24 protein-coding genes are annotated in these 22,533 nt (G+C 72.3%); 17 read left to right on the forward strand and 7 right to left on the reverse strand.

The features are described 5' to 3' along the window. Window positions 1-161 precede the first annotated feature (161 nt). Window positions 162-434, forward strand: a complete 273-nt coding sequence (locus AC5L36_RS25510) for a hypothetical protein (RefSeq protein ID WP_441221073.1) — start codon at window positions 162-164, stop codon at window positions 432-434. On the opposite strand, the gene AC5L36_RS25515 is transcribed toward AC5L36_RS25510, so the two are convergent. From AC5L36_RS25515 to AC5L36_RS25525, 3 genes are all read right to left on the reverse strand, one after another. After that, on the reverse strand, window positions 397-1,176 hold the full coding sequence (locus AC5L36_RS25515; RefSeq protein WP_441221075.1) for a succinate dehydrogenase/fumarate reductase iron-sulfur subunit: 780 nt from the start codon (window positions 1,174-1,176) through the stop codon (window positions 397-399). The two genes, AC5L36_RS25510 and AC5L36_RS25515, sit on opposite strands and share 38 nt — an antisense overlap. A 103-nt stretch (window positions 1,177-1,279) precedes the next feature. Further along, window positions 1,280-3,187, reverse strand: a complete 1,908-nt coding sequence (locus AC5L36_RS25520) for a fumarate reductase/succinate dehydrogenase flavoprotein subunit (protein ID WP_441221077.1) — start codon at window positions 3,185-3,187, stop codon at window positions 1,280-1,282. Beyond that, window positions 3,187-3,846, reverse strand: a complete 660-nt coding sequence (locus tag AC5L36_RS25525) for a succinate dehydrogenase cytochrome b subunit (protein WP_441221079.1) — start codon at window positions 3,844-3,846, stop codon at window positions 3,187-3,189. Before AC5L36_RS25525 ends, AC5L36_RS25520 begins: the two co-directional genes overlap by 1 nt. Window positions 3,847-3,924: 78 nt before the next feature. Here AC5L36_RS25525 and AC5L36_RS25530 point away from each other — a divergent pair, with 78 nt between their 5' ends. The 4 genes from AC5L36_RS25530 to AC5L36_RS25545 all read left to right on the forward strand — a co-directional run bounded on the left by AC5L36_RS25530 (window position 3,925) and on the right by AC5L36_RS25545 (window position 6,728). Next, on the forward strand, window positions 3,925-4,806 hold the full coding sequence (locus AC5L36_RS25530; RefSeq protein WP_441221081.1) for a LysR family transcriptional regulator: 882 nt from the start codon (window positions 3,925-3,927) through the stop codon (window positions 4,804-4,806). Window positions 4,807-4,810: 4 nt separating this feature from the next. Then, window positions 4,811-5,176, forward strand: a complete 366-nt coding sequence (locus AC5L36_RS25535) for a YybH family protein (RefSeq protein WP_441221082.1) — start codon at window positions 4,811-4,813, stop codon at window positions 5,174-5,176. A gap of 63 nt (window positions 5,177-5,239) precedes the next feature. After that, a complete protein-coding gene (locus tag AC5L36_RS25540) occupies window positions 5,240-6,316 on the forward strand; it encodes a hypothetical protein (protein ID WP_441221084.1) in 1,077 nt (358 codons plus the stop codon). 40 nt (window positions 6,317-6,356) lie between these two features. Beyond that, on the forward strand, window positions 6,357-6,728 hold the full coding sequence (locus AC5L36_RS25545; RefSeq protein ID WP_441221086.1) for a hypothetical protein: 372 nt from the start codon (window positions 6,357-6,359) through the stop codon (window positions 6,726-6,728). Here the strand turns inward: AC5L36_RS25545 and AC5L36_RS25550 are convergent. Continuing rightward, a complete protein-coding gene (locus AC5L36_RS25550) occupies window positions 6,706-7,077 on the reverse strand; it encodes a winged helix-turn-helix transcriptional regulator (RefSeq protein WP_441221088.1) in 372 nt (123 codons plus the stop codon). The two genes, AC5L36_RS25545 and AC5L36_RS25550, sit on opposite strands and share 23 nt — an antisense overlap. Before the next feature lie 22 nt (window positions 7,078-7,099). Here AC5L36_RS25550 and AC5L36_RS25555 point away from each other — a divergent pair, with 22 nt between their 5' ends. From AC5L36_RS25555 to AC5L36_RS25565, 3 genes are all read left to right on the forward strand, one after another. Continuing rightward, window positions 7,100-7,408, forward strand: coding sequence for an NIPSNAP family protein (locus tag AC5L36_RS25555; RefSeq protein ID WP_441221090.1), 309 nt, complete (start codon window positions 7,100-7,102; stop codon window positions 7,406-7,408). Window positions 7,409-7,537: 129 nt separating this feature from the next. After that, window positions 7,538-8,911 carry a hypothetical protein gene (locus AC5L36_RS25560; protein ID WP_441221092.1) on the forward strand — a complete coding sequence of 458 codons (1,374 nt, stop codon included), beginning with the start codon at window positions 7,538-7,540 and terminating at the stop codon, window positions 8,909-8,911. 204 nt (window positions 8,912-9,115) lie between these two features. Then, complete coding sequence (locus tag AC5L36_RS25565; RefSeq protein ID WP_441221094.1) at window positions 9,116-9,721, forward strand: response regulator transcription factor; 606 nt, start codon at window positions 9,116-9,118, stop codon at window positions 9,719-9,721. Between the two features lie 511 nt (window positions 9,722-10,232). On the opposite strand, the gene AC5L36_RS25570 is transcribed toward AC5L36_RS25565, so the two are convergent. Beyond that, complete coding sequence (locus tag AC5L36_RS25570) at window positions 10,233-11,099, reverse strand: SDR family oxidoreductase (protein WP_441221096.1); 867 nt, start codon at window positions 11,097-11,099, stop codon at window positions 10,233-10,235. A 71-nt stretch (window positions 11,100-11,170) separates the two neighbouring features. Here AC5L36_RS25570 and AC5L36_RS25575 point away from each other — a divergent pair, with 71 nt between their 5' ends. Then, a complete protein-coding gene (locus tag AC5L36_RS25575; RefSeq protein WP_441221098.1) occupies window positions 11,171-11,551 on the forward strand; it encodes a winged helix-turn-helix transcriptional regulator in 381 nt (126 codons plus the stop codon). On the opposite strand, the gene AC5L36_RS25580 is transcribed toward AC5L36_RS25575, so the two are convergent. Then, on the reverse strand, window positions 11,548-12,306 hold the full coding sequence (locus AC5L36_RS25580; RefSeq protein ID WP_441221100.1) for a TetR/AcrR family transcriptional regulator: 759 nt from the start codon (window positions 12,304-12,306) through the stop codon (window positions 11,548-11,550). The genes AC5L36_RS25575 and AC5L36_RS25580 overlap by 4 nt on opposite strands. 67 nt (window positions 12,307-12,373) lie before the next feature. Between AC5L36_RS25580 and AC5L36_RS25585 the strand changes: the two genes are divergently transcribed. The 5 genes from AC5L36_RS25585 (at window position 12,374) to AC5L36_RS25605 (ending at window position 17,286) form a co-directional block, all read left to right on the forward strand. Next, window positions 12,374-13,318: an ATP-binding cassette domain-containing protein gene (locus AC5L36_RS25585; protein WP_441221102.1), complete on the forward strand. Its 945-nt coding sequence runs from the start codon at window positions 12,374-12,376 to the stop codon at window positions 13,316-13,318. Next, window positions 13,315-14,091: an ABC transporter permease gene (locus AC5L36_RS25590; RefSeq protein ID WP_441221104.1), complete on the forward strand. Its 777-nt coding sequence runs from the start codon at window positions 13,315-13,317 to the stop codon at window positions 14,089-14,091. The genes AC5L36_RS25585 and AC5L36_RS25590 overlap by 4 nt, the downstream gene beginning before the upstream one ends. 10 nt (window positions 14,092-14,101) lie before the next feature. Continuing rightward, window positions 14,102-15,022 (forward strand): bile acid:sodium symporter family protein, encoded by a 921-nt coding sequence (locus AC5L36_RS25595; protein WP_441221106.1) that lies wholly within the window; start codon window positions 14,102-14,104, stop codon window positions 15,020-15,022. An 11-nt stretch (window positions 15,023-15,033) separates the two neighbouring features. Continuing rightward, window positions 15,034-15,456, forward strand: a complete 423-nt coding sequence (locus AC5L36_RS25600) for an acyl-CoA thioesterase (protein ID WP_441221108.1) — start codon at window positions 15,034-15,036, stop codon at window positions 15,454-15,456. A gap of 276 nt (window positions 15,457-15,732) precedes the next feature. Next, complete coding sequence (locus tag AC5L36_RS25605; protein ID WP_441221110.1) at window positions 15,733-17,286, forward strand: GH25 family lysozyme; 1,554 nt, start codon at window positions 15,733-15,735, stop codon at window positions 17,284-17,286. 18 nt (window positions 17,287-17,304) lie between these two features. Here AC5L36_RS25605 and AC5L36_RS25610 read toward each other — a convergent pair whose 3' ends face one another. After that, on the reverse strand, window positions 17,305-18,678 hold the full coding sequence (locus AC5L36_RS25610; RefSeq protein WP_441221112.1) for an aminotransferase-like domain-containing protein: 1,374 nt from the start codon (window positions 18,676-18,678) through the stop codon (window positions 17,305-17,307). Between the two features lie 113 nt (window positions 18,679-18,791). Here AC5L36_RS25610 and AC5L36_RS25615 point away from each other — a divergent pair, with 113 nt between their 5' ends. From AC5L36_RS25615 to AC5L36_RS25625, 3 genes are read left to right on the forward strand one after another with little or no spacing between them, the layout of a single operon-like run. Beyond that, window positions 18,792-19,631, forward strand: coding sequence for a nitrilase-related carbon-nitrogen hydrolase (locus tag AC5L36_RS25615; RefSeq protein WP_441221114.1), 840 nt, complete (start codon window positions 18,792-18,794; stop codon window positions 19,629-19,631). A gap of 17 nt (window positions 19,632-19,648) precedes the next feature. Further along, window positions 19,649-21,049 (forward strand): dihydropyrimidinase, encoded by a 1,401-nt coding sequence (gene hydA, locus AC5L36_RS25620; RefSeq protein WP_441221116.1) that lies wholly within the window; start codon window positions 19,649-19,651, stop codon window positions 21,047-21,049. A gap of 5 nt (window positions 21,050-21,054) precedes the next feature. Next, complete coding sequence (locus AC5L36_RS25625; protein ID WP_441221424.1) at window positions 21,055-22,530, forward strand: CoA-acylating methylmalonate-semialdehyde dehydrogenase; 1,476 nt, start codon at window positions 21,055-21,057, stop codon at window positions 22,528-22,530. Window positions 22,531-22,533 lie beyond the last annotated feature (3 nt).

The following is a 22,533-nucleotide window of genomic DNA, read 5'->3' on the forward strand; positions in this document are numbered from 1 at the left end:
CACTGGCAGGCCCGCGCGCACCCGCCGGGGCCGAGCGCCGCCGGCCCGAGCGCCGCCGGCCCGAGCGCCGCCCGGGCCGAGCGCCGACGGCGCGAGTGCAACGGCCCGAAGACGACCCCGCGACCGAAGAGGACACGACGGCGGGAGGCCATAATGGACGGATGCTGAGGTGGGAGTACGCGTTGTTGGTCCGTCGCCGGGAGGCGTCGGGGCCGTCCGAGTGGCGCATGTCGTATACCTGGTACTCGCCGGACGGGACCCGGCAGGATGTGTCCGCGCTCGGCGACACCGCGGTCTCGCACCTCAACCGGGCCGGTGCCCGCGGCTGGGAGCTCGTGGCCACCGAGGAAGACATCAACAACCTCGAAGGCACCACGGAGGTCCATCGTTACTACCTCAAGCGCCCCTTGCCCGAGGCCGAGGCGCTCCCGTAGAGCGCCGGCGGGCCGCCTGGAGGTAGTCGCGGTTGAGCTGGCCGATGGTCTCCAGCGGGATGCCCTTCGGGCACACGGCCGTGCACTCGCCCGTGTTGGTGCAGCCGCCGAAGCCGGCCTCGTCGTGCGCCGCCACCATGTCGAGGACGCGCGACTGGCGTTCCGGCTGTCCCTGTGGCAGGCGGGCGAGGTGGGTGACCTTCGCGGCGGTGAAGAGCATCGCGGAGCCGTTCGGGCAGGCGGCCACGCAGGCGCCGCAGCCGATGCAGGTGGCGGCCTCGAAGGCGGCGTCGGCGTCGGCCTTGGGCACCGGGATGGCGTGTGCGTCGGGGGCGCTGCCGGTCGGCGCGCTGACGTAGCCGCCGGCCTGGATCACGCGGTCGAGCGCGCCGCGGTCGACCACGAGATCCTTGACGACGGGAAAGGCTCGCGCCCGCCACGGTTCGACGTCGATCGTGTCGCCGTCGCGAAAGTGTCGCATGTGGAGCTGGCACGTGGCGGTCGCCGGCGCCGGGCCGTGCGCGACGCCGTTGATGACGAGGCCGCACGCGCCGCAGATGCCCTCGCGGCAGTCGTGGTCGAACGCCACCGGCTCGGCGCCGTCGAGGGTGAGGCGCTCGTTCAGCGCGTCGAGCACCTCGAGGAAGGACATGCCGGGCGAGACGTCGGCGACCTCGTAGGCCACCATCCGGCCACGCTCCCGCGGGCCGGCCTGCCGCCAGATGCGCAAGGTCAGATTCACGGCAGCCGCCTCACAAAAGAACTCGTCGATCCGCGTGCTCGCGGGTTGGCGTGCCGCCAGACGCGCAAGGTCAGATTCACAGCAGCCGCCTGAAAAAACGATCTCATCGATAGCTCCGCTGGCTCGGCGTCACGTGCGCGAACTCCAGGTCCTCCCGATGCAGCACCGGCGCCCCACCGGTCCACTCCCAGGCCGCCACGTACGCGAAGCGCGCGTCGTCGCGCAGTGCCTCGCCGTCCGGGGTCTGGCTCTCCGCCCGGAAGTGGCCGCCGCACGACTCGGTGCGGTGCAGCGCGTCCACGCACATCAGCTCGGCCAGCTCCAGGAAGTCGGCCACCCGGCCGGCCCGTTCCAGGGACTGGTTGAACCCGGCGGACGACGGCACCCGGACGCGGGCCCAGAACTCGTCCCGCAGCGACCTGACCAAGGAGATCGCCTTGCGCAGGCCGGCGTCCGTGCGTTCCATGCCGCAGTGGTCCCACATGATGCGGCCCAGCTCGCGGTGGAAGGAGTCGACGGTGCGGTCGCCGTTCACCGAGAGCAGCCGCGCCACGCGATCCCGCACGTCGGCGAGCGCGGCCGACGGGTCCACCGGCGGGAAGGGCCCGTCGGCGAGGTAGTCGTTGATCGTGTTGGGCAGCACGAAGTAGCCGTCCGCCAGGCCTTGCATGAGCGCCGAAGCGCCGAGCCGGTTGGCGCCGTGGTCGGAGAAGTTGGCCTCGCCGATCACGAAGAGGCCGGGGATCGTCGACTGGAGGTCGTAGTCGACCCACAGCCCGCCCATCGTGTAGTGCACGGCGGGGTAGATGCGCATCGGCACCTCGTACGGGTCCTCGCCGGTGATCCGCTGGTACATCTCGAAGAGGTTTCCGTAGCGGGCGGCGACCGCCGGCCGCCCCAGCCGCGCGATCGCGTCCGCGAAGTCCAGGTACACGCCCAAGCCGCCCGGCCCGACTCCGCGCCCCTCGTCGCACACGTTCTTGGCGGCGCGGGAGGCGATGTCGCGAGGGACGAGGTTGCCGAACGACGGGTACATCCGCTCCAGGTAGTAGTCGCGCTCTGCCTCGGGGATGTCGCCCGGCGCGCGCCCGTCGCCGGAGCGGAGCGGCACCCACACGCGGCCATCGTTGCGCAGCGACTCGCTCATCAGGGTCAGCTTCGACTGGTGCGGGCCGCTCTGCGGAATACACGTGGGATGGATCTGGGTGAAGCACGGGTTGGCGAAGAGCGCGCCCCGGCGGTGCGCGCGCCAGGTGGCGGTGACGTTGCAGCCCTTGGCGTTGGTGGAGAGGAAGAAGACGTTGCCGTAGCCACCGGTGGCGAGCACCACCGCGTCCGCGAGCTCGGTCGTCACCTCGCCGGTGACAAGGTCGCGCACCACGATCCCGCGCGCCCGCCCGTCGGCCACGACGAGGTCGAGCATCTCGTGCCGTTCGAACGAAAGGACGGACCCGGCGGCGACCTGCCGGGACAGCGCCTGGTAGGCGCCGAGCAGCAGCTGCTGCCCGGTCTGCCCGCGCGCGTAGAACGTGCGGGACACCTGCGCGCCGCCGAAGGAGCGGTTGTCGAGCAGCCCGCCGTACTCCCGCGCGAACGGCACACCCTGCGCCACGCACTGGTCGATGATCTCGACGGAGACCTGGGCGAGACGGTACACATTGGACTCACGCGAGCGGAAGTCGCCGCCCTTCACCGTGTCGTAGAAGAGGCGGTGCACGGAGTCGCCGTCGTTGCGGTAGTTCTTGGCCGCGTTGATGCCGCCCTGCGCCGCGATCGAGTGGGCGCGGCGGGGGCTGTCCTGGTAGCAGTACGACTTCACCCGGTACCCGGCCTCGCCGAGCGTCGCGGCGGCCGAGGCGCCGGCGAGGCCCGTGCCCACGACGATGACCGTGAGGCGGCGGCGGTTGGCCGGGTTGACCAGCCGGGCCTCGAAGCGCCGCCGGTCCCACCGCGTCTCGAGCGGCCCATCCGGCGCGCGCGAGTCCTTGATCGGAGCACCCTCGGAGAACATCAACCCACCAAACCCACCATCACGGCGAACGGAACGGACAGGAAGCCGGCGCACAACCCCACCGCGACCACCAGCGCGACCACCCGGGCGCGGCGCTCACCAGCCGCCGTGTGCTGCCCGAGCGTGCGCACCGCGCTGAACACCCCGTGCCGCAGGTGGAAGCCGACCGCCAGCACGGCGAGCGTGTAGAAGAGCGTCACGTACCACCGCTCCGGCGCGAAGTCGGCGACCACGTTGGCGTACGGGTGCGCCCGGTCGCCGACCGGGTTGAGCGTGCCGGTGGTGAGGTCGAGCACGTGGTACACGGCGAAGAGCAGGATGATCACGCCACCCCACCGCATCGTGCGGGCGGCGTAGCTGCCCTGGACGGGCCGGCGGTGCGCGTACCGGACGGGGCGCGCGGCCCGGGCCCGCAGCGCGAGGGAGGTCGCCGCCGCCACGTGGGCGACCAGCGCCACGGTGAGCACGGACCGCTGGATCCACAGGTACCCGGAGTGGGGGAGCAGTGGCGCGCCGATCGTGCGCAGCCAGTGCGCGTAGTGGTCGAACGACTCGGCCCCCACGAACACCTTGAGGTTGCCGACCATGTGCGCCACCAGGAACAGCATCAGCAGGATGCCGCTCACCGCCATCAGCGCCTTTTGACCGACCGTGCTCACGCGGCCGACGTTAGGTCGGTGCGTTCGATTCGTCCAATACATCGTTGCCGCAGGAGCGATAGCTGTAGGCTATCGAGCGTGCAGCTCCAGCAGCTCCGGTACTTCGTGGCCGTCGCCGATGAGCGCCACTTCACACGCGCGGCGGCCGGCCTCGGCGTGGCACAGCCGACGCTGAGCAAGCAGATCCACAGCCTGGAGCGCGACATCGGCGCCCCGCTGCTCGACCGCACCCGGGGTGCCGTGACGCTCACCCCGGCCGGCGCCGCGCTGCTGCCGATCGCGCGGCGTGTGCTCGCCGACGTGGAGACCGCCCGCCGCGAGGTGCAGGAGCTGGTCGGCCTGCGCCGCGGCCGGGTGCGGCTCGGCGCCACGCCCAGCCTCTCCACCAGCCTGGTCGCGCGGGTGCTGCCCCGCTTCCGCGCCGCCCACCCCGGCATCGACCTGCACGTCGAGGAGAGCGGCTCGCAGGACCTCGTCCGCCATCTCACCGAGGGCGGCCTCGACCTCGCGCTGGTCATCCTGCCGCCGCACGGCATCGACCCGGCCCTGCGCGCCGAGCCGATCCTCCGCGAAGACCTCGTCGTCGCCTCGGCCGTACCCCTCCCGGCCGCCGCCGGTGGCATGCCCATCGCGGAGCTGCGGCACCGCCCGCTGGTCATGTTCCGCAAGGGGTACGACCTGAGAGACGCCACCTTGAACGCGTGCCACGCGGCCGGGTTCGAGCCGTCGTTCGCGGTCGAGGGCGGCGAGATGGACGCGGTGCTCAGCTTCGTCGCCGCGGGCCTGGGCGTGGCGGTGGTGCCGAGCATGGTGCTGGCCGGCCACCCGGCGCTGCACTCCGCGCCGCTGGCCCGGCCCGGCATCCAGCGCACGGTCGCGATCGCCGAGCGCCGCGAGTCCACACCCACCCACGCGGCCGCGGCACTGCGCGGCGCGATCATGGATTTCCTGCGAGACTGAGCGCGTGGATCACTCCGACGTGCTGCGCTGGGTCGACGCGTACGAGCGGGCGTGGCGCTCGCCGGGCACCACGACGCTCGGCGAGATCTTCACCGATGACGCGAGCTACCTCCAGGGGCCGTACAGGGAGCCGGTCGTCGGCCTGCCCGCGATCGCGCGGATGTGGGAGGCCGAGCGGGAGGGGCCCGACGAGGCGTTCGACATGAGCCGCGACGTGGTGGCCGTCGAGGGCGACACCGCGGTCGTCCGGGCCGAGGTGCGCTACGGCCCGCCGCTCGACCAAGAGTGGCGCGACCTGTGGATCCTCCGCTTCGCCGCGGACGGGCGGTGCGCCTGGTTCGAGGAGTGGCCGATCGCCCCGGGCCATTGACACCTGGCGATCAATCGGCGGATCTTGGGACGATACGGACTATCTCCTGGGGAGGTGGTCCTCATGTCCACGTCGTTGTCCGACACCCCGACCCGCACCGGCCGCGCCACGGAGGTCGCCACGCCGCGCGAAGACCTCGTGGCGGTGGTGCTGGGCGCCTGCTTCGTCGGGGGCGCGCTCTCCGACGGGTGGGCGCACGTCAACATCCTCGACACGATCGAGGGGTTCTTCACGCCATGGCACGCGCTGCTCTACTTCGGCTTCGCCGCCACCTCCGCGTGGATCTTCTTCCTCGCGTACCGGCGGCGTGAACGGCACCCCTACTGGTGGCGCGACGCGTGGCCCAGCGGCTACCGCACCGGCGCGCTCGGCGTCCTGATCTTCCTCGGCGCCGGGCTCGCCGACATGGTGTGGCACGAGACGATCGGCGTGGAGGTGGGCCTCAACGCCGCGTTCAGCCCGAGCCACATGGCGCTGGTCTTCGCCGCGGTGCTGATGCTGAGCAGCCCGCTGCGCTCGTGGTGGGCGACCGGCGCCGGCGGCGGCCTGCGCCTCGCGACCGGCGTGGCCTCGCTCGCGCTCACGGCCATGTTCGCCACGATCCTGCTCAGCCACTCGATCGCGTTCCGCACCGCGCGTCCCACCGTGCCCTACGAGGCGATCGACGACGCCCGCGCCGCGGACCTGCCGGCGCAGGTGCTGGCGGTGCAGGGCGTCGGCGCGTACCTCGTCACGACGATCCTCCTCGCCGCGGCCGTGCTGCTGGCCCACCGGCGGCGGCCGACGCCCGGTGTCGCGACGGCGGTCGTCGGCGGCGTGGCGCTGTTCATGATGGTCATGAACGAGTTTCCCGCCCCGCAGGCCGCGGGAGCGCTCGGCGCGGTGCTCGGGGCGGCGGTCGCCGACCTGGTCCTGGTACGGCTGGACGCCACCCGCGGCACGGACGCGGCGCTCCGCCTGCCGATCGCCGGCGCGGTCTTCGCCGGTGCGGTGTGGAGCGGCCACCTGCTCGGCCTGCACCTGGCAGAGGGCGTCCGCTGGCCGGCCGAGATGTGGACCGGCCTGGTGGTGCTCTGCGCGATCCTCGGCGCACTGCTCGGCGGCCTGCTCGCCCGTCCCGCTGCGCATGCGCACAGCTGACTTTCAGTAGCCTTTCAGCCCTCGGCGCTACCGTCGCGGCATGGACGAAAGCAGGGCCCAGCGGGTCGTCGACGCGCTCCGCGACCGCGGCGTGCCGGCACACCTGGAGCGGGCGGGCGTCGCGCAGTACGGCGTACGGATCGCGCTGCGCGACGGCCGCCAGGCGATGTGGGACACCGACGGCACCGCGGGCCTGGAGGCCCAGGTCATGCGCGACGGCGTGCTGGTCGGCTTCGTGCCGCACATCCAGGGCTCGGAAAACTTCGACGAGCACCAGGTAGTCGACGCGATCGCCCGCACCGACTACGACCAGCCGATCGCCCGGCAGCGCGCCACGGCCCCGCCCGCCGCCGCACCGCTCCCGCGCGAGGGCGGCTTCTTCCGCCGCTTCAGGCAGGGCTTTCGCGAGTAGCGCGGCTCAGGTGCGCCCGCCCCCACGCGCGCGCCTCCTCCACCAGCGGCAGCACGGTCTTGCCGTAGGTGGTCAGCGAGTACTCCACCGGGGCGGGCGCCTCACCCGTCGGCTGGCGCGCCACGATGCCGTCGTCGACGAGCTCGCGCAGCTGCTCGGCCAGCACCTTTTGCGAGATGCCGGGCACGGCCTGCCGCAGCGCCGCGAAGTGCCGCGGCGACTCGGCCAGCCAGTAGACGATGATCAGCTTCCACTTACCGCCGACCGCCGCGAGCGCGGCCGTGAGTGGGCACCCGGTGACAGGATTGGGCCGACCGTTACCTCGAGGTGCGTTCTTGGGCTCGCCCACGGCCGTGATTATAGTCCGCTTCATGATTGTGGAAGTACGCACATATCGGATCACGCCCGGCCGCCGAGCGGAATTCGTCGAGATCTTCGAAAAGCGCGTCGTGCCGCTGCACCGCGAGTACGGAATCGCGGTGCTGGGTCCGTTTCTCGACACCGAGAACCCCCACCGTTTCATCTGGCTGCGCGGCTTTCCGTCGCTGGCCGAGCGCGACCGGATGAAGGCCGCTTTCTATGGCGGCGACGTGTTCAGGAACGAGCTGGAGGGCATCCTGATCCCGATGCTGGAAAGCTACGACGTAACCCTCTGTCAATCCACTGACCTGTTCGGCTGACATTTTTCCGCCGCTGTCATCCCTCCCGGGGAATGCGACCTTGTCGATGTCTTGATATCGTCCGCTGATCGTACGATCGCGGAGGGTGACACAGGCCTGATGACCAGTACGCCGGCATGTCGGACAGCGGTGCGCGCACTGCTGCTGGCCGGTGCGGCGGTGGTCGCCTACCTGGTGCTCGCCCTCTTCGACAGACCCGCGAGAGCGGATGGCGGCGGCCTGGACCTGGGCCCGCTCCCGACCGACCGTTTGGCGGCCACGCTGCCGCACCACGCGCCCGAGCCGCCACCCGCCCCACCGGAGGTCACCCGCGGCGACGCCCCACCCACGATGACGAAGGCCACGCGGGGCGACGCCCCGCCCAAGGCGGCGAAGGCCACCCGCGGCGACGTGCCGCCCACGGTGGCGAAGGCCGCGCGGGGCGACGCCCCGCCCGGGGCGGCGAAGGCCACAAAGGGCGACACCCCAGACCGCGACACCGGACCGGACCGCCTCCCAACTGGTGACGCTGGCCGAGATCGCACCCCAAGCGGTGACGCTGGCCGAGATCGCACTCCAGACCGCGACGGCGGTCGGGACCGCGCCTCAGGCGGTGACACCGGACTGACGGCCGCCATTTTCGGGGATCCCGCGGATGGACCGACCGACACCGCGACGGCCCGCACCCTGGTGACCGAGATCCTGGCCGACACGACGACCGCCGCGACCGGGGCGCCAGCGGGCACCACAACGAAGACCCCGCCGAGCGGCGCCCCCACGACCGCCGCCACCGGGATCCTCGCGGACACGACCGCCGAGGCCGGCCGCGCCCTGACGACCACCGCGGCCGACACCCTTGGGGCCGCCGTGCCGATCGGCGCCCTGACCACCACCGGGACCGGGATCCTCGCGGACACCACGGCCGTCGTCAGCGACACCCTGCGGGCCACGGCGGCCGGTCTCGTCGGGGCCGTCCCCTTGGAGCCTGTCCTCCGGCTGGTGGAGGCCGCCGTGTTCCGCCCGCTCCAGCCTGCCCCGGGCCCGGTGGTCGGCGGGCCGACCCCGGCGCCGGCGCCACCGCTCGCGCCGAGCGACCCAGCCGTCGTCCCGAGCGAGCCACCGGCGGTGCCGCAGGCGCCGCCCCTCGCGACCACGCCGGCCGTGGACGCGGCCGCGCGCCAGGCGACCGCGCCGGCCCCGCGGATGGACCGCGCGGCGGCCGGCATCGTGGGGGCGGTGGCCGGCGCCACCAGGGGTATCACCACGCCACCGTGGCCGCAGGACGCCGCCGCTGGCCGTGGGATCGCCGCCCGGGGTGGCGCACCCCTGCCCGGCTCGGGTTTCGGGGGGTGCGTGCCCGCGGGGTGCGCGCACACCACTGACGTGATCACCGGCGGTGGGCAGCCGCTGGTGTTGTCGGCCGTGTTCGCCGTGCGGCCGGAGGCGCGTGGCCGTCTTGTCGCGCCGCGCGCCGGCTTGGCCTTCGCCGGGCGGCGGCCCGGCGTCACGCCGCTTCCTGGCTGATCGCACCGCCTCGCAAAGGCGCCACAGGCAGCCCTTTCGCTAGATCGACTAGTGGGGCGGCGATGGAGTGCGCCCACTTTTCGGATTCGTGGTGTTGCGGTGTGCGGGTCGGCAGCGATGACCCATAGAGCGACGCGGAAATATCCGGCGGTCCACAAAGGACCGGAATAGAGCTGCGGGCACCAGAGATCGGAGAACACCCTCGTGATCCGCATCATGGTCGTCGAGGAGATGGGGTTGTTGCGGAGCGCGTTGCGCACCGTGCTGACGAGCGAACAGGACCTGGAGGTGGTGGCGGAGATCGACGACGGCACGGAGATCCTGCCGGTCGCCGGGCGGGAGCGCCCGGACGTGGTCGTCGTGGACGTGGACCTGACCGCCGCCGACACGCGTGGCCTGCTCATGCGGCTGCGTGAGGAGGTGCCGCGGGTGGCGGTGCTGGCGCTGAGCGGGCGCTGGACCGCCGACTCGCTGCGGCGGGCGCTGGCCGCGGGGACGCTCGGTTTCGCCGGCACGGACGTGACGCCGGCACAGTTCGTGCGGATCGTGCGGTCGGTGGCCGCCGGCAACCGGGTGATCGACCCGGCGGTCGCGGCGGCCGTGCTCAACCCCCCGCCCAACCCACTGACCAACCGCGAGCGGGAGATCCTCAGCGCCGCCGCGGAGGGCCTCCCGCCCAAGGAGATCGCCAACCGCCTCTACCTGGCGCACGGCACCGTGCGCAACCGCATGTCCGCGATCCTCCGCAAGACCGGGGCGCGCAACCGCCTCGAAGCCATCCGCCGCGCCCAGGAGAGGGGGTGGCTTTAGAGACCTTCAGGGTCCGCTCGAATAGGTTTCCCGGATTCGCGTCAGCTGCGGACCGCCGCTCCCGCCGGAGACCGCTGCGGCCGGCGGCTCGCAGCGCTCGCCGAAACCCCGGCCTCCGCTGCCAGGCCCGCGGTCCACGATCTACAGAAGACGGCCTTTGCGGGCCGGTTGCTGGCTGGTCTGTCGGGAAGGCTGTCGAGCCGCGCGCATTGATGCTTCACGCCCGACGGCCTCCCCGGGTGGCGGCGGGCCGACCAGGGTGGCCACTCTAGGGAAGCAGAGCAAACGCGTCCCGCGCGCACCTACCCCAACCCGGGCCTAAGGCCCGGCGCAGCCGCTGGGGTGAGCGTGACCAGCGGCGGATGGGTGAGGCCGCGGGAGCAACGGCATGGACCACGACGGGCGTCGCGGTAGCTCACATCTGCGCGCCTTGGCCCCAGAAGGGCAGCCCTCTCACCGCCTGGACGTCCAAGAGGGCTGCCCTCTTGAGGGGCGAGCGGCAGGGGAGGCGCTAGGAGAGGCGGGCCAGGCCCTCGGCGACCGACACGGCGAGGGGCGTCGTCTGGCGGCCGATGAGGCGGCTCAGGTCGCCGGTCTCGACGAGCAGCTTGCCCTCCTTCAGCGACACGTCGCAGCCGGCCAGCACCTGGGCGTAGCCCTCGGGCAGGCCCGCGCCCACCAGCGCCTGGGTGTACTCCGCCGGCGGCAGGTCGCGGTAGGCGACCTCCTTGCCACTCTGCCGGGACACCTCGGCGGCGAGCTCGGTGAGCGTGAACGGCTGGTCGCCACCCAGCTCGTACACCGTGTTGTCGTGGCCCTCACCGGCGAGGACGGCGGCCGCCGCGGCGGCGAAGTCGGCGCGCGGGGCCGCGGAGACCTTGCCGTCGCCGGCCGAGCCGAGGATCGCGCCGTGCTGGAGGGCGGGGGTGAGGTTGTCGGTGTAGTTCTCCACGTACCAGCTGTTACGCAGGAACGAGAACGGCAGTCCGCTGGCGCGGACGACCTCCTCGGTGGCGGCGTGCTCCGGCGCGATGGGCAGGTCGGTGTCGTCCGCGTACGGCGCGCTGGTGTACGCGATGAACGACACGCCGGCCTCGACCGCCGCCTCGACCGCGTTGGTGTGCTGCGGCACCCGCGCGCCCACCTCGCTGCCGGAGACGAGCAGCAGGCGGTCGACGCCCTTGAACGCGTCGGCCAGCGTCGACGGCTGGTCGTAGTCGGCCACGCGCACCTGCACGCCCAGCGCGGCCAGGTCGGCGACCTTCTCCGGGCTGCGCACGGCGGCGACGATCTCGCCGGCCGGGACGCCCCGGTCGAGCAGCGAACGAATGACGAGGCGGCCGAGGTGGCCACTGGCTCCGGTGACGGCAACGGTCATGAGGGACTCCACTAACTCCTAGAAAGCACTAACCAGTGGAGAGTACCCCATCATCAGGTAGTCTGTGGAACATGACGGAAGAGGCCCTGGAGGATCTTGTCGCCGACGTGTTCGCGCGCGCCTGCACCTCCCGCCTCGTGCTGGAAAACGTCGCCGGCAAGTGGGGCATCCTCGCCCTCGCCGCGCTCTCCGAGGGGACGTACCGGTTCAACGCGCTGCGCCGCCGGGTCGACGGCATCAGCGAGAAGATGCTGTCCCAGACGCTGCACGCGCTGGAGCGTGACGGCCTCGTGCGGCGCGACGCGCAGGCCACGATCCCGCCGAAGGTGGAGTACTCGCTGACCGAGTCGGGCAAGCGCATCGCGGAAAAGCTGATCGAGCTGATCGAACTGGTCGAGGGGGAGATGCCCGCGGTCCGCGCGGCGCAATCCGCCTACGACGAGCGGGCCTAGCGTCCCTCGATCAGCGCGGCCACCCCGTCGAGCAGCCGCGCCAGCCCGAACTCGAACGCGCGCGCCGGGTCGAGCGGCGCCTGGTACTCCTCGCCGGCCGCGGCGCCCACCCGGGTGGCCAGCGGAAAGCGGTCGGGGTCGTAGACCTTCTCCAGCTGCGGGGCGATCTCGGCCCACCACTCGTCGTCGGTCTTGCCGGTGTCCTTCGGTAGCGAGGCGGCGGCCAGCGCGCTGCGCACCGCGCCGTGCACGTAGTCGCCGACCATCGTCACGACGAGGTCCATCTCGACGTCGGTGAGGCCGATGCCCTCCACCGCCGCCAGCTGGTAGTCGTACTGGGCGATGAGGTTGGGGCCGGGCACCGGGCGGTTCGTCGCGACGTGCAGCAGCCAGGGGTGGCGCAGGTAGAGCGCGTACGCCTCGCGGGCGACCAGCTCCAGCCGGGCCCGCCAGCCGCCCGGCACGTCGTCGGGCTTGGCGGTCTCCGCGCAGACCCGGTCGAGCATGAGGTCGAGCAGCTCCGCCTTGCCGGGCACGTACGTGTACAGCGACATCGCGGTCACCCCGAGCCGCTCGGCGACCCGCCGCATGGAGAGGGCGGCCAGCCCCTCGGCGTCGGCGATCGCGGTCGCCGCCTCGATGATCTGGTCGGCGGTGAGGCGCGGCTTGGGTCCGCGGCGGACGCGCTCGGGCGAACCCCAGAGCAGCTCCATGATCCGCTTCGGGTCACTTCCGCCGGTGTACTCGGTGGTCACTCTGTACAGCGTAGAGCTATACTCCCCGAGCGCCTATTCTGTACGGCGTAGAGAGTTTGAGGGTGTCATGGCTTCTGACCTCGCGGTCCAGGTCGAAGGACTGCGCAAACGCTACGGGGACAAGGCGGCGCTCGACGGCTTCGACCTGCGTGTGCCGGCCGGCACGGTGCACGGCCTGCTCGGGCCCAACGGGGCCGGCAAGACCACCGCCGTGCGCGTGCTGGCCACGCTGCTGCGGGCCGACGGTGGCAAGGCGCTCGTCGACGGGTACGACGTGGCGCGCCAACCCGCCGCCGTCCGCGAGCGGATCGGGCTCGTCGGCCAGCACGCGGCGGTCGACGAGGTGCTCGGCGGGCGGGAGAACCTCGTGATGTTCGGCCGCCTCTTCCACCTCGGCAAGCGGGAGGCCGGGCGGCGCGCCGACCACCTGCTCGAACGCTTCGGGCTCGCCGACGCCGGCGGCAAGCCGGTCAAGCGGTACTCCGGTGGCATGCGCCGCCGCCTCGACCTGGCCGCCAGCCTGATCCTGCGGCCGGCGGTGCTCTTCCTCGACGAGCCGACCACCGGCCTCGACCCGCGCGGGCGCAACGAGGTGTGGGCGGCGGTGCGGGCGCTGGTCGCCGACGGCACCACCGTGCTGCTCACCACGCAGTACCTGGACGAGGCCGACCAGCTGGCCGGCCAGATCTCGGTGCTCGACCACGGGCGGGTCGTCGCCGCCGGTACCCCGGATGAACTGAAGTCCCGGATCGGGGGTGACCGGATCGACGTGGTCGTGCGCGCGGACGCCGACCTCGCCGCGGCCGCGGCGGTGGTCAAGGAGATCGCGGAGGCCGAGCCGGAGGTCGACCCGGACGGCCGGCGGGTCTCCGCGCCGGTGCGCGACCGGGTCGCCGCGCTCACCGACGTGGTGCGCACCCTCGACGCCCGCGGCGTCGCGGTCGAGGACATCGCGCTGCGCCGCCCCACGCTCGACGAGGTGTTCCTGCGGATGACGGAGGTGAACGCGTGAAGTGGCGATGGGCGCTCGCGGACGGGTGGACGATCACCCTGCGCGACCTGAAGCACTGGGCCGCCCAGCCCTGGCAGATCGTGTTCGGGCTGCTGTTCTCGGTGATGCTCGTGCTGATGTTCGGCTACCTCTTCGGCGGCGCGATCGAGGTACCCGGCGGCGGCGACTACCGGGAGTTCCTGCTGCCCGGCATGTTCGCGATGACGATGCTCTTCGGGCTGGAGGCCACCTACACGGCCGTCACCACCGACGCCGACCGCGGCGTGACCGACCGCTTCCGGGCGATGCCGATGGCCGGCTCCGCCGTCGTGGTGGGACGCGCGTCCGCCGACATGCTCAACTCTGTGGTCACCCTCGCCGCCATGGCCGTCTGCGGCCTCGCGGTCGGCTGGCGGTGGCACGAGGGGATCGCGCCGGCGGCAGGGGCGTTCGGGCTGTTGCTGCTGCTGCGGTTCGCGCTGCTGTGGATGGGCATCTGGCTCGCGCTGGTGCTGCGCAGCCCGGAGGCGCTGATGGCGCTCCAGATCCTGGTGTGGCCGCTGGGCTTTCTGTCCAATGTGTACGTCTCACCGGCGACCATGCCGGGCTGGCTGGGCGCCCTCGCCGAGTGGAACCCGCTCTCCGCCACGGTCAGCGCGGCCCGCGAGCTGTTCGGCAACCCCAGCTGGGACGGTGGCGAGCACGCCGTGCTGCTGGCCGTGCTCTGGCCGCTCGCGCTGATCGCGGTGTTCTTCCCCTTGTCCGTGCGCGCGTACCAGCGGCTCAGCCGGTAGCCTCGCGCCGGTGTTCGTCCTGGCCCTGATGGCGGCGGTCGGGGTCGCCGCGCTGCTGCCCGCGCGCGGCCCCGCCGCCACCGTCGCGTCGGTGGCCACGGCCGTCGCCATCGGCGGGCTCTTCTTCCTGTACGGCGCGCGGATCGCCCCGCGCGCCGCCTGGGAGGGCGCCCGCCACTGGCGGCTGCACGCGGTGGTGCTGCTGTGCACGTTCGCGCTATTCCCGCTGCTCGCGCTGGGCGGGCGGTGGCTGGACGGGCCGGTGCTCACTCCCGCCCTCTACGACGGCCTGGTGTACCTCAGCGTGGTGCCGTCCACCGTGCAGACGTCGATCGCGTTCACCGCGCTGGCCGGCGGCAACGTGCCGGCCGCGGTCTTCAGCGCCTCCTTCTCCAACCTCGCCGGCGTGCTGCTCACCCCGCTGCTGGCGGCGGCGTTGCTGGGCGGGAGCGCGATCTTCTCCGCCGGCTCGCTGGGCGAGATCGCCGCCCAGCTGGTGCTCCCGTTCGCGGCCGGCCAGGCGGCCCGCCCGTGGATCGCCGCCTGGCTCGAGCGGCGCTCCTTCGTGGCCCACGCCGAACGCGGCGCGATCCTGCTCGTCGTCTACACCGCGTTCAGCGCCGGCGTGGTCGCGGGCGTCTGGCACCAGGTCTCACCCGGCCGGCTGGCGGCACTGCTCGCCGTGCTCGCGGTCCTGCTCGCGCTCGTGCTCGGCCTGACCTGGCTCGCCGGCCGCCTGCTCGGCTTCGACCGCCCGGACCGCGTCACGATCGTCTTCTGCGGCTCGAAGAAGAGCATGGCTACCGGTCTGCCGATGGCCGCGGTCATGTTCGGCCCGGCGGCCGCCGCGATCCTCGTCGTGCCGCTGATGCTCTTCCACCAGATCCAGCTCGTCGTCTGCGCGATACTGGCGAGACGCTGGGGTCGGTAGTCTCGGCCCCCATGGGGGATCCATTCAAGGTCCGCGTGGGGGTGCGCGGCTACGAGCTCGACACCCTCGGCCATCTCAACCAGGCCGTCTACCTCCAGTACGCGGAGCACGCGCGGTGGGAGGTCCTCCGGGCCGCCGGCGCCACGCCGGAAAAGTTCCTGGCCAGCCGCTCGGCCCCGGTCATGCTGGAAAACACGATCCGCTACCGCGCCGAGCTGCGCGCCGGCGACGAGGTCGACGTGACGTGCGCCTTCGAGTGGGCCGGCGGCAAGACCTTCAGGCTCCGGCAGGAGCTGCGCAAGCCGGACGGCACCCTCTCCGCGGAGGTGACGGCCGTGGGCGGCATCCTCGACCTCGACGCCCGCCGCCTGGTCGTCGACCCCCGCGCCCACCTGCGCAAGCTCGCCGACAACCCCGAAATCCTCGACGCCTAGAGAGCTTTGGCGCCCGGGTCGCTGTCCGTGGTGGTGTTGCTTCGAGGCATTTTCCCAGGTCCGCGTCAGCTGCGGACCGTATGCTCCCGCGGGCACCGCGCCGGACGGTGCGCGGCGGCGTGGCGACCACCGTCCGGCCGCGCCTGAGCCGCGCCGCGTGGCACGGCACGGTCCCGGTGACCGTCGACGGCCCGACCGTGTGCCTACCTCACCTCGGCCTCGAGGGTGCTTGAGCATCGCCGGCCCGCGGAGGACGCTGTTCGTGGGAGGCGGGCCATGGTGCGCAGGGGTCTGGCGGTGCTGTTCGGTGCGGTGCTCGTCGCCGCGGGTCTGACCGTTGTCGGCGCGTCGCCGGCCGGGGCGATTCCGCCGCCGCCCGGTTACCCGATCCGCGGGGTCGACGTCTCCTACTACCAGGGGCCGTCGCTCGACTGGGCCGCCCTCGCCCGGGGCGGCGCGAAGTTCGCGTACATCCGGGCCAGCGAGCAGGACGGGCAGCCCGTCCCCAACAACAACCCCGATCCGTTCCTCGCCACCAACCTGGCCGGGGCCCGCGCCAACGGCCTGTACGCCGGTGCGTACCACCGCGCCCGCCCGGACCTGAGCAGCGGCCGGCAGCAGGCCGGCGTCCTGCTCGACTTCGCGCCGTACACCGTAGACGGGCGCACCCTGCCGCCGATGCTCGACATCGAGTGGCCGCGGCCCGCGTGGGGGCTCGACGACTGTTTCGACATGACGCCGGCCCAGATGGTGGCCTGGATCGAAGACTTCGTGAACGAGATCGCGGTGCGCACCGGCCGCCAGGCGATGATCTACACGAACACCAACTGGTGGAACCCCTGCACGGGCGGCAGCACCCGCTTCGCGGCCAACCCGCTCTTCATCGCCAACTACTCGCAGGACCCGCCGCCGCTGCCGGCCGGCTGGCCGTCGTTCGCCCTGTGGCAGCACGCGGCGGGAGCGCAGATCCCCGGCTCCGACTGGGCCACGCCGGACCTGGACGTGTTCAACGGCGGCTACGCGGCCCTCGCCCAGCTTGTCGGCGGCCCGGCCACCAGCCTGCTGGCCACCGTCAACGACAAGTACGTGAGCGCGGAGAGGGCCGGCGCCGACCCGCTCATCGCCAGCCGTCCCGCGATTGGATCCTGGGAGCAGTTCGACCGGATCGACGCCGGCGGCGGGTTCGTCGCGCTGCGGTCGCGGATCAACGGCCTCTACGTCTCCGCCGAGCGGGCCGGGGCGGCGCCCCTGATCGCCAGCCGGCCGGCGATCGGCGGCTGGGAGAGGTTCCGGGTCGTCGACAACGCCGACGGCACGATCAGCCTGCTGGCCAACGCCAACGGCAAGTACGTGAGCGCGGAGAAGGCGGGTGCCGCGCCGCTCATCGCCAGCCGCACCGCCATCAACACCTGGGAGAAGTTCCGCGCGGTCCAGCCGCCGCCCCTGGTCACCCTGCTGGCCAGCGTCAACCGCCGGTACGTCAGCGCGGCGAACGCGGGCGCGGCACCGCTGGTCGCCAGCCGGCCGGGGGTCGGGTCGTGGGAGCAGTTCGACCAGGTCGACGCCGGCGACGGGTTCGTCGCGTTCCGCTCCCGCGGCAACGGCCGCTACGTCTGCGCCGAGCAGGCCGGTGCCGCGCCGCTGATCGCGAGCCGGACGGCGATCGGTGCCTGGGAGAAGTTCCGGATCATCGACAACGCCGACGGCACCACGAGCCTGCTGGCCAACGCCAACGGCAAGTACGTGAGCGCCGAGCAGGCGGGTGCCGCCCCGCTGATCGCCAGCCGCACCGCGATCGGCACCTGGGAGAAGTTCTTCCGCCTGGTCTAGGGCCTGTTGAAACAGGCCCTAGCGGGCGGCGCGGTGCAGGGGGCCGGCGCGGTGGCCGCTGGCGCGGTGGCGTGCCCCGGCGGCCTCGGCGAGGATGGCGGCCAGGTCGTCGAAGCCGTCGCGCACCAGGCCGACCGTCACCCGGATGTGGTCGCCGCCCAGCGGGCGCACCTCGAACGGCGCGCCCGGCGCCGCGCCGATCCCGTGCGCGGCCAGGGTGACGAGGGCGACCTGCTGGTCGCGCACCGCGATCCACATGTTGATGCCGTCGGCGGCGGTCGCCTCCACCCCGTGCCCGGCGAGCGCGGCCAGGAGCAGGTCGCGGCGGCGGGCGTACTCGCGGCGGGCGCCGGCCACCGCGCGCACGGTCGCCGGGTCGGTCAGCAGGTCGAGCAGCACCGCCTGGAGCACCCGGCTGGACCAGCCGGGGCCGAGCAGCCGCCGGTCGGCGACGGCGGTGACCAGCGCGGCAGGGCCACCGACCGCGGCCAGCCGCAGGTCCGGGCCGTGGCTCTTGGAGAAGCTGCGCACGTGTACCACCCGGTCGGGCAGGTGCGCGCCGAGCGAGACGGCCGGCGCCGTGGCGATGTCGCCCACGTGGTCGTCTTCGACCACGATGATCGACTCATGGTCGGCGAGCAGGGCGGCGAGGTCGGCGGCGCGCTCCGCGGTCATCGAGACGCCGGTGGGGTTCTGCGCCCGCGGCTGGAGGAAGACCGCGCTGGGGGATTGCTCCAGCGCCGCGGCCAGCGCGGCCGGCACCGGCCCGGCGGCGTCCAGCGCCACGGGCACCGGCACCGCGCCGACCGACTCCAGCAGGTCGAGCAGGGGCGGGAAGGTCGGGTTTTCCACCACCACGTGGGCGCCGAAGCGCACCACCGCGCCCACCACCCGGTCGAGCGCGTCGAGGGCGCCGTCGACGACGGTGAGCTGCTGCGGCGGGTACGGCCAGCGCTCCCGGAGCACCACCTCCAGGCGGGGGAGCACCGGGTCCTCCAGGTACGACGTGGTGAGCCGGGTGTCGCCGATCCGGCGCAGCGCGGGCGCGAGGTCGGGGAGCAGGTCGTGGTCGGGCACGCCGGTGGAGAAGTCGTGCGGCAGCGACGACGGGTTGGCGACCAGCCGGGAGAAGCGCATCTTCTGCCGGGGGCGGGTGGGTGTGAGCACGAAGGTGCCGGAGCGCCCGCGCGTCTGGATCGCCCCCGCGCTGGCCAGCGAACGCCAGGCCTCGCTGACCGTCGTCGGGCTGATGCCGAGCGCCTGCGCGACCGAGCGGACCGTGGGCAGGCGGGTGCCGGCGGGCAACTCGCCGTTGTGCACGAGGCGGCTCACCGCGGCGGCGATCCCGCGGGCGGTGCGATCGTTGACCGCACCGGCGATGAGCTGGAGCATGTTACTCCTACGCAATATCCTGTAACAATCTCGCCATTGTCCGCCCGCACCTGTGTCACTAAAGTCCTACGCCATCAGCTGCGAAAAGAACAGAGCCGAGAGGGGACGACCCCATGGCAGACCTTGTCCGCGCCGCGCTCGTCCAGACCACGTGGACCGGCGACAAGGAATCGATGATCAAGGCTCATGAGGAGTACGCCCGCCAAGCCGCCGCACAGGGCGCGAAGGTGATCTGCTTCCAGGAGCTCTTCTACGGCCCGTACTTCTGCCAGGTCCAGGACAAGGAGTACTACTCGTACGCCGAGTCGATCCCCGGGCCGACCACCGAGCGCTTCCAGGCGCTCGCCGCCGAGCTCGGCATGGTGATGGTCCTGCCGATGTACGAGCAGGAGCAGCCCGGCGTCCTCTACAACACCGCCGCGGTCGTCGACGCCGACGGTCGATACCTCGGCAAGTACCGCAAGACGCACATCCCGCAGGTCAAGGGCTTCTGGGAGAAGTTCTACTTCCGTCCCGGCAACCTCGGCTACCCCACGTTCGACACCGCGGTCGGCCGCATCGGCGTGTACATCTGCTACGACCGCCACTTCCCGGAGGGCTGGCGCGCGCTCGGCCTCGGCGGCGCGACGATCGTGTTCAACCCGTCCGCCACCCACCGCGGCCTCTCGTCCTACCTGTGGAAGCTGGAGCAGCCGGCCAGCGCCGTCGCCAACGAGTACTTCGTCGGCGCGATCAACCGGGTCGGCGTCGAGCCGCTCGGGGACAACGACTTCTACGGCACGTCGTACTTCGTCGACCCCGAGGGCAAGTTCGTCGGCGAGACCGGCGACCCGTACCAGGCCGAGCTGATCGTCCGCGACCTCGACCTGGCCCTGCTGGCCGAGGTGCGCGACCGGTGGGCCTTCTACCGCGACCGCCGCCCGGACGCCTACGGCCCGCTCACCCAGCCCTGATCCGGAGGAACAAGAACATGACCCTGCTGATCACCGGGGGCACCGTGATCGGCCCCACCGGCGCGAGCCCGGCCGACGTGCTGGTCGACGGCGAGAAGATCGTCGCGATCCACGCGCCCGGCACCGGCCCGTCGGACACCGAGACCCTCGACGCCACCGGCAAGTACGTCATCCCGGGCGGCATCGACGCGCACACCCACATGGAGCTGCCGTTCGGCGGCACGTTCGCGTCGGACACGTTCGACACCGGCACGAAGGCCGCGGCGTTCGGCGGCACCACCACGATCATCGACTTCGCGGTGCAGCGCACCGGCGAGGTGGTGCAGGACGGGCTCGCCGCCTGGCACGCCAAGGCCGACGGCAACTGCCACGTCGACTACGCGTTCCACATGATCCTCGGCGGCGTCGACGACGACTCGCTCAAGGCCATGGACCAGCTCGTCAACGACGAGGGCATCAGCAGCTTCAAGCTCTTCATGGCGTACCCGGGCGTGTTCTACTCCGACGACGGCCAGATCCTGCGGGCCATGCAGAAGGCGCGCGACAACGGCGCGGTCATCATGATGCACGCGGAAAACGGCATCGCGATCGACGTGCTGATCCAGCAGGCCCTCGCCCGCGGCGAGACCGACCCGATCCACCACGGCCTCACCCGGCCCGAGGCCCTCGAGGCCGAGGCGACCCACCGGGCGATCATGCTGGCCGAGGTGGCCCAGGACTGCCCGCTGTACATCGTGCACCTGTCCGCCAGCCGGGCCCTGGCCGAGGTGGCGGCGGCCCGCGACGCCGGGCGCAACGTCTTCGCCGAGACCTGCCCGCAGTACCTGTACCTGACGCTGGAGGACCAGCTCGGCGCGCCCGGCTTCGAAGGCGCCAAGTGGGTCTGCTCCACCCCGCTGCGCAGCAAGCACGAGAGCCACCAGAGGGACCTGTGGCAGGGGCTGCGCAGCAACGACCTCGCGATCGTCTCCACCGACCACTGCCCGTTCTGCTTCAAAGACCAGAAGGAGCTGGGCGTCGGCGACTTCTCCAAGATCCCCAACGGCATCGGCGGGGTCGAGCACCGGGTCGACCTGCTCTACCAGGGCGTCGTCGACGGCAAGCTGTCGCTGGAGCGCTGGGTAGAGACGATCGCCACGACACCGGCCAGGATGTTCGGCCTCTACCCGCGCAAGGGCGTCATCCAGCCCGGGTCGGACGCCGACATCGTGGTCTACGACCCGAACGGGCGCACCCGGATCAGCGTCGAGACCCACCACATGAACATGGACCACTCGGCGTACGAGGGCTACGAGATCGCCGGCAAGGTCGACACTGTCCTGTCCCGCGGCGAGGTCATCGTGCGCGAGGGCGCCTACCACGGCTCGAAGGGGCGGGGCCAGTACCTGCCCCGCGGGCTCTCGAGCTACCTGGTGTGATGGCTATGCGAATCGTTCCACATTGGATCAACGGAGCCCAGGTGGAGGGCGCGGGCGACCGCCGCCTCCCGGTCTGGGACCCGGCCACCGGCGAGCAGCAGGCCGAGGTCGTCGCCGCGACCGGCGCGGAGGTGCGCGCCGCCGTCCAGGCTGCCCTCGACGCGCAGCCCGGCTGGCGGGCGGCCTCGCTGTCCCGCCGCGCCGAGGTGATGTTCCGCTTCCGCGATCTCGTCGACGCCAACCGCAAGGAGATCGCCACGCTGCTCTCCTCGGAGCACGGCAAGACCGTGGCCGACGCGGGCGGCGAGGTCGCCCGCGGGCTGGAAAACGCCGAGTTCGCCGCCGGCGCGCCGCACCTGCTCAAGGGCGGATACAGCGAGCAGGCGGCCACCGGCGTCGACGTGTACTCGATCCGCCAGCCGCTCGGCGTCGTCGCCGGCATCACGCCGTTCAACTTCCCGGCGATGGTGCCGATGTGGATGTTCTGCAACGCGCTGGTGGCCGGCAACACGTTCGTGCTCAAGCCGAGCGAGAAGGACCCGTCCGTCTCGCTGCTGCTGGCCGACCTGTTGCGCCGGGCCGGGCTGCCGGACGGCGCGTTCAACGTCGTGCAGGGCGACAAGAGCGCGGTCGACGCGCTGCTCGCCGACCCGGACGTCCAGGCGGTCTCGTTCGTCGGCTCGACACCCGTGGCGAAGGCGATCTACGAGGCGGGCACCCGGGCCGGCAAGCGGGTGCAGGCGCTCGGCGGTGCGAAGAACCACATGGTCGTGCTCCCCGACGCCGACGTCGGCGCGGCGGCCGACGCCGCCGTCTCGGCCGGCTTCGGCTCGGCGGGGGAGCGGTGCATGGCCGTCTCCGTCGTGGTCGCGGTCGGCGCGGCCGGCGACGCGCTCGTCCCCGCGATCGCCGACCGCCTCGGCAAGATCCGCGTCGGTCCGGCGTCCGACCCGGACTCGGAGATGGGGCCGCTGATCACGCGGGAACACCGCGACCGCGTCGCCTCCTACCTCGACACCGCGGGCGGCGACGTGGTGGTGGACGGGCGCTCCGTCTCGGAAGGTCCGGGCTTCTTCCTCGGCCCGTCCCTTGTGGACAACGTCGAGAAGGAAAGCGCCTACTACACCGACGAGATCTTCGGGCCGGTGCTGTCGGTGGTGCGGGTCGACACCTACGACGAGGCGCTCAAGCTCGTCAACGACAACCCGTACGGCAACGGCACGGCCATCTTCACCCGCGACGGCGGGGCGGCGCGCCGCTTCCAGTACGACGCCGTGTGCGGCATGGTCGGTGTCAACGTGCCCATCCCGGTGCCGGTGGCGTACTACAGCTTCGGCGGCTGGAAGGCCTCCCTCTTCGGCGACCTGCACATGTACGGCCCCGAGGGCTTGCAGTTCTACACCCGCACCAAGGTGGTCACGTCGCGGTGGCCCGATCCGGCAACGTCCGAAGTGGACCTGGGCTTCCCGAAAGTGAGATAGCGT

The organism is Phytohabitans sp. LZ39, from assembly GCF_059359075.1.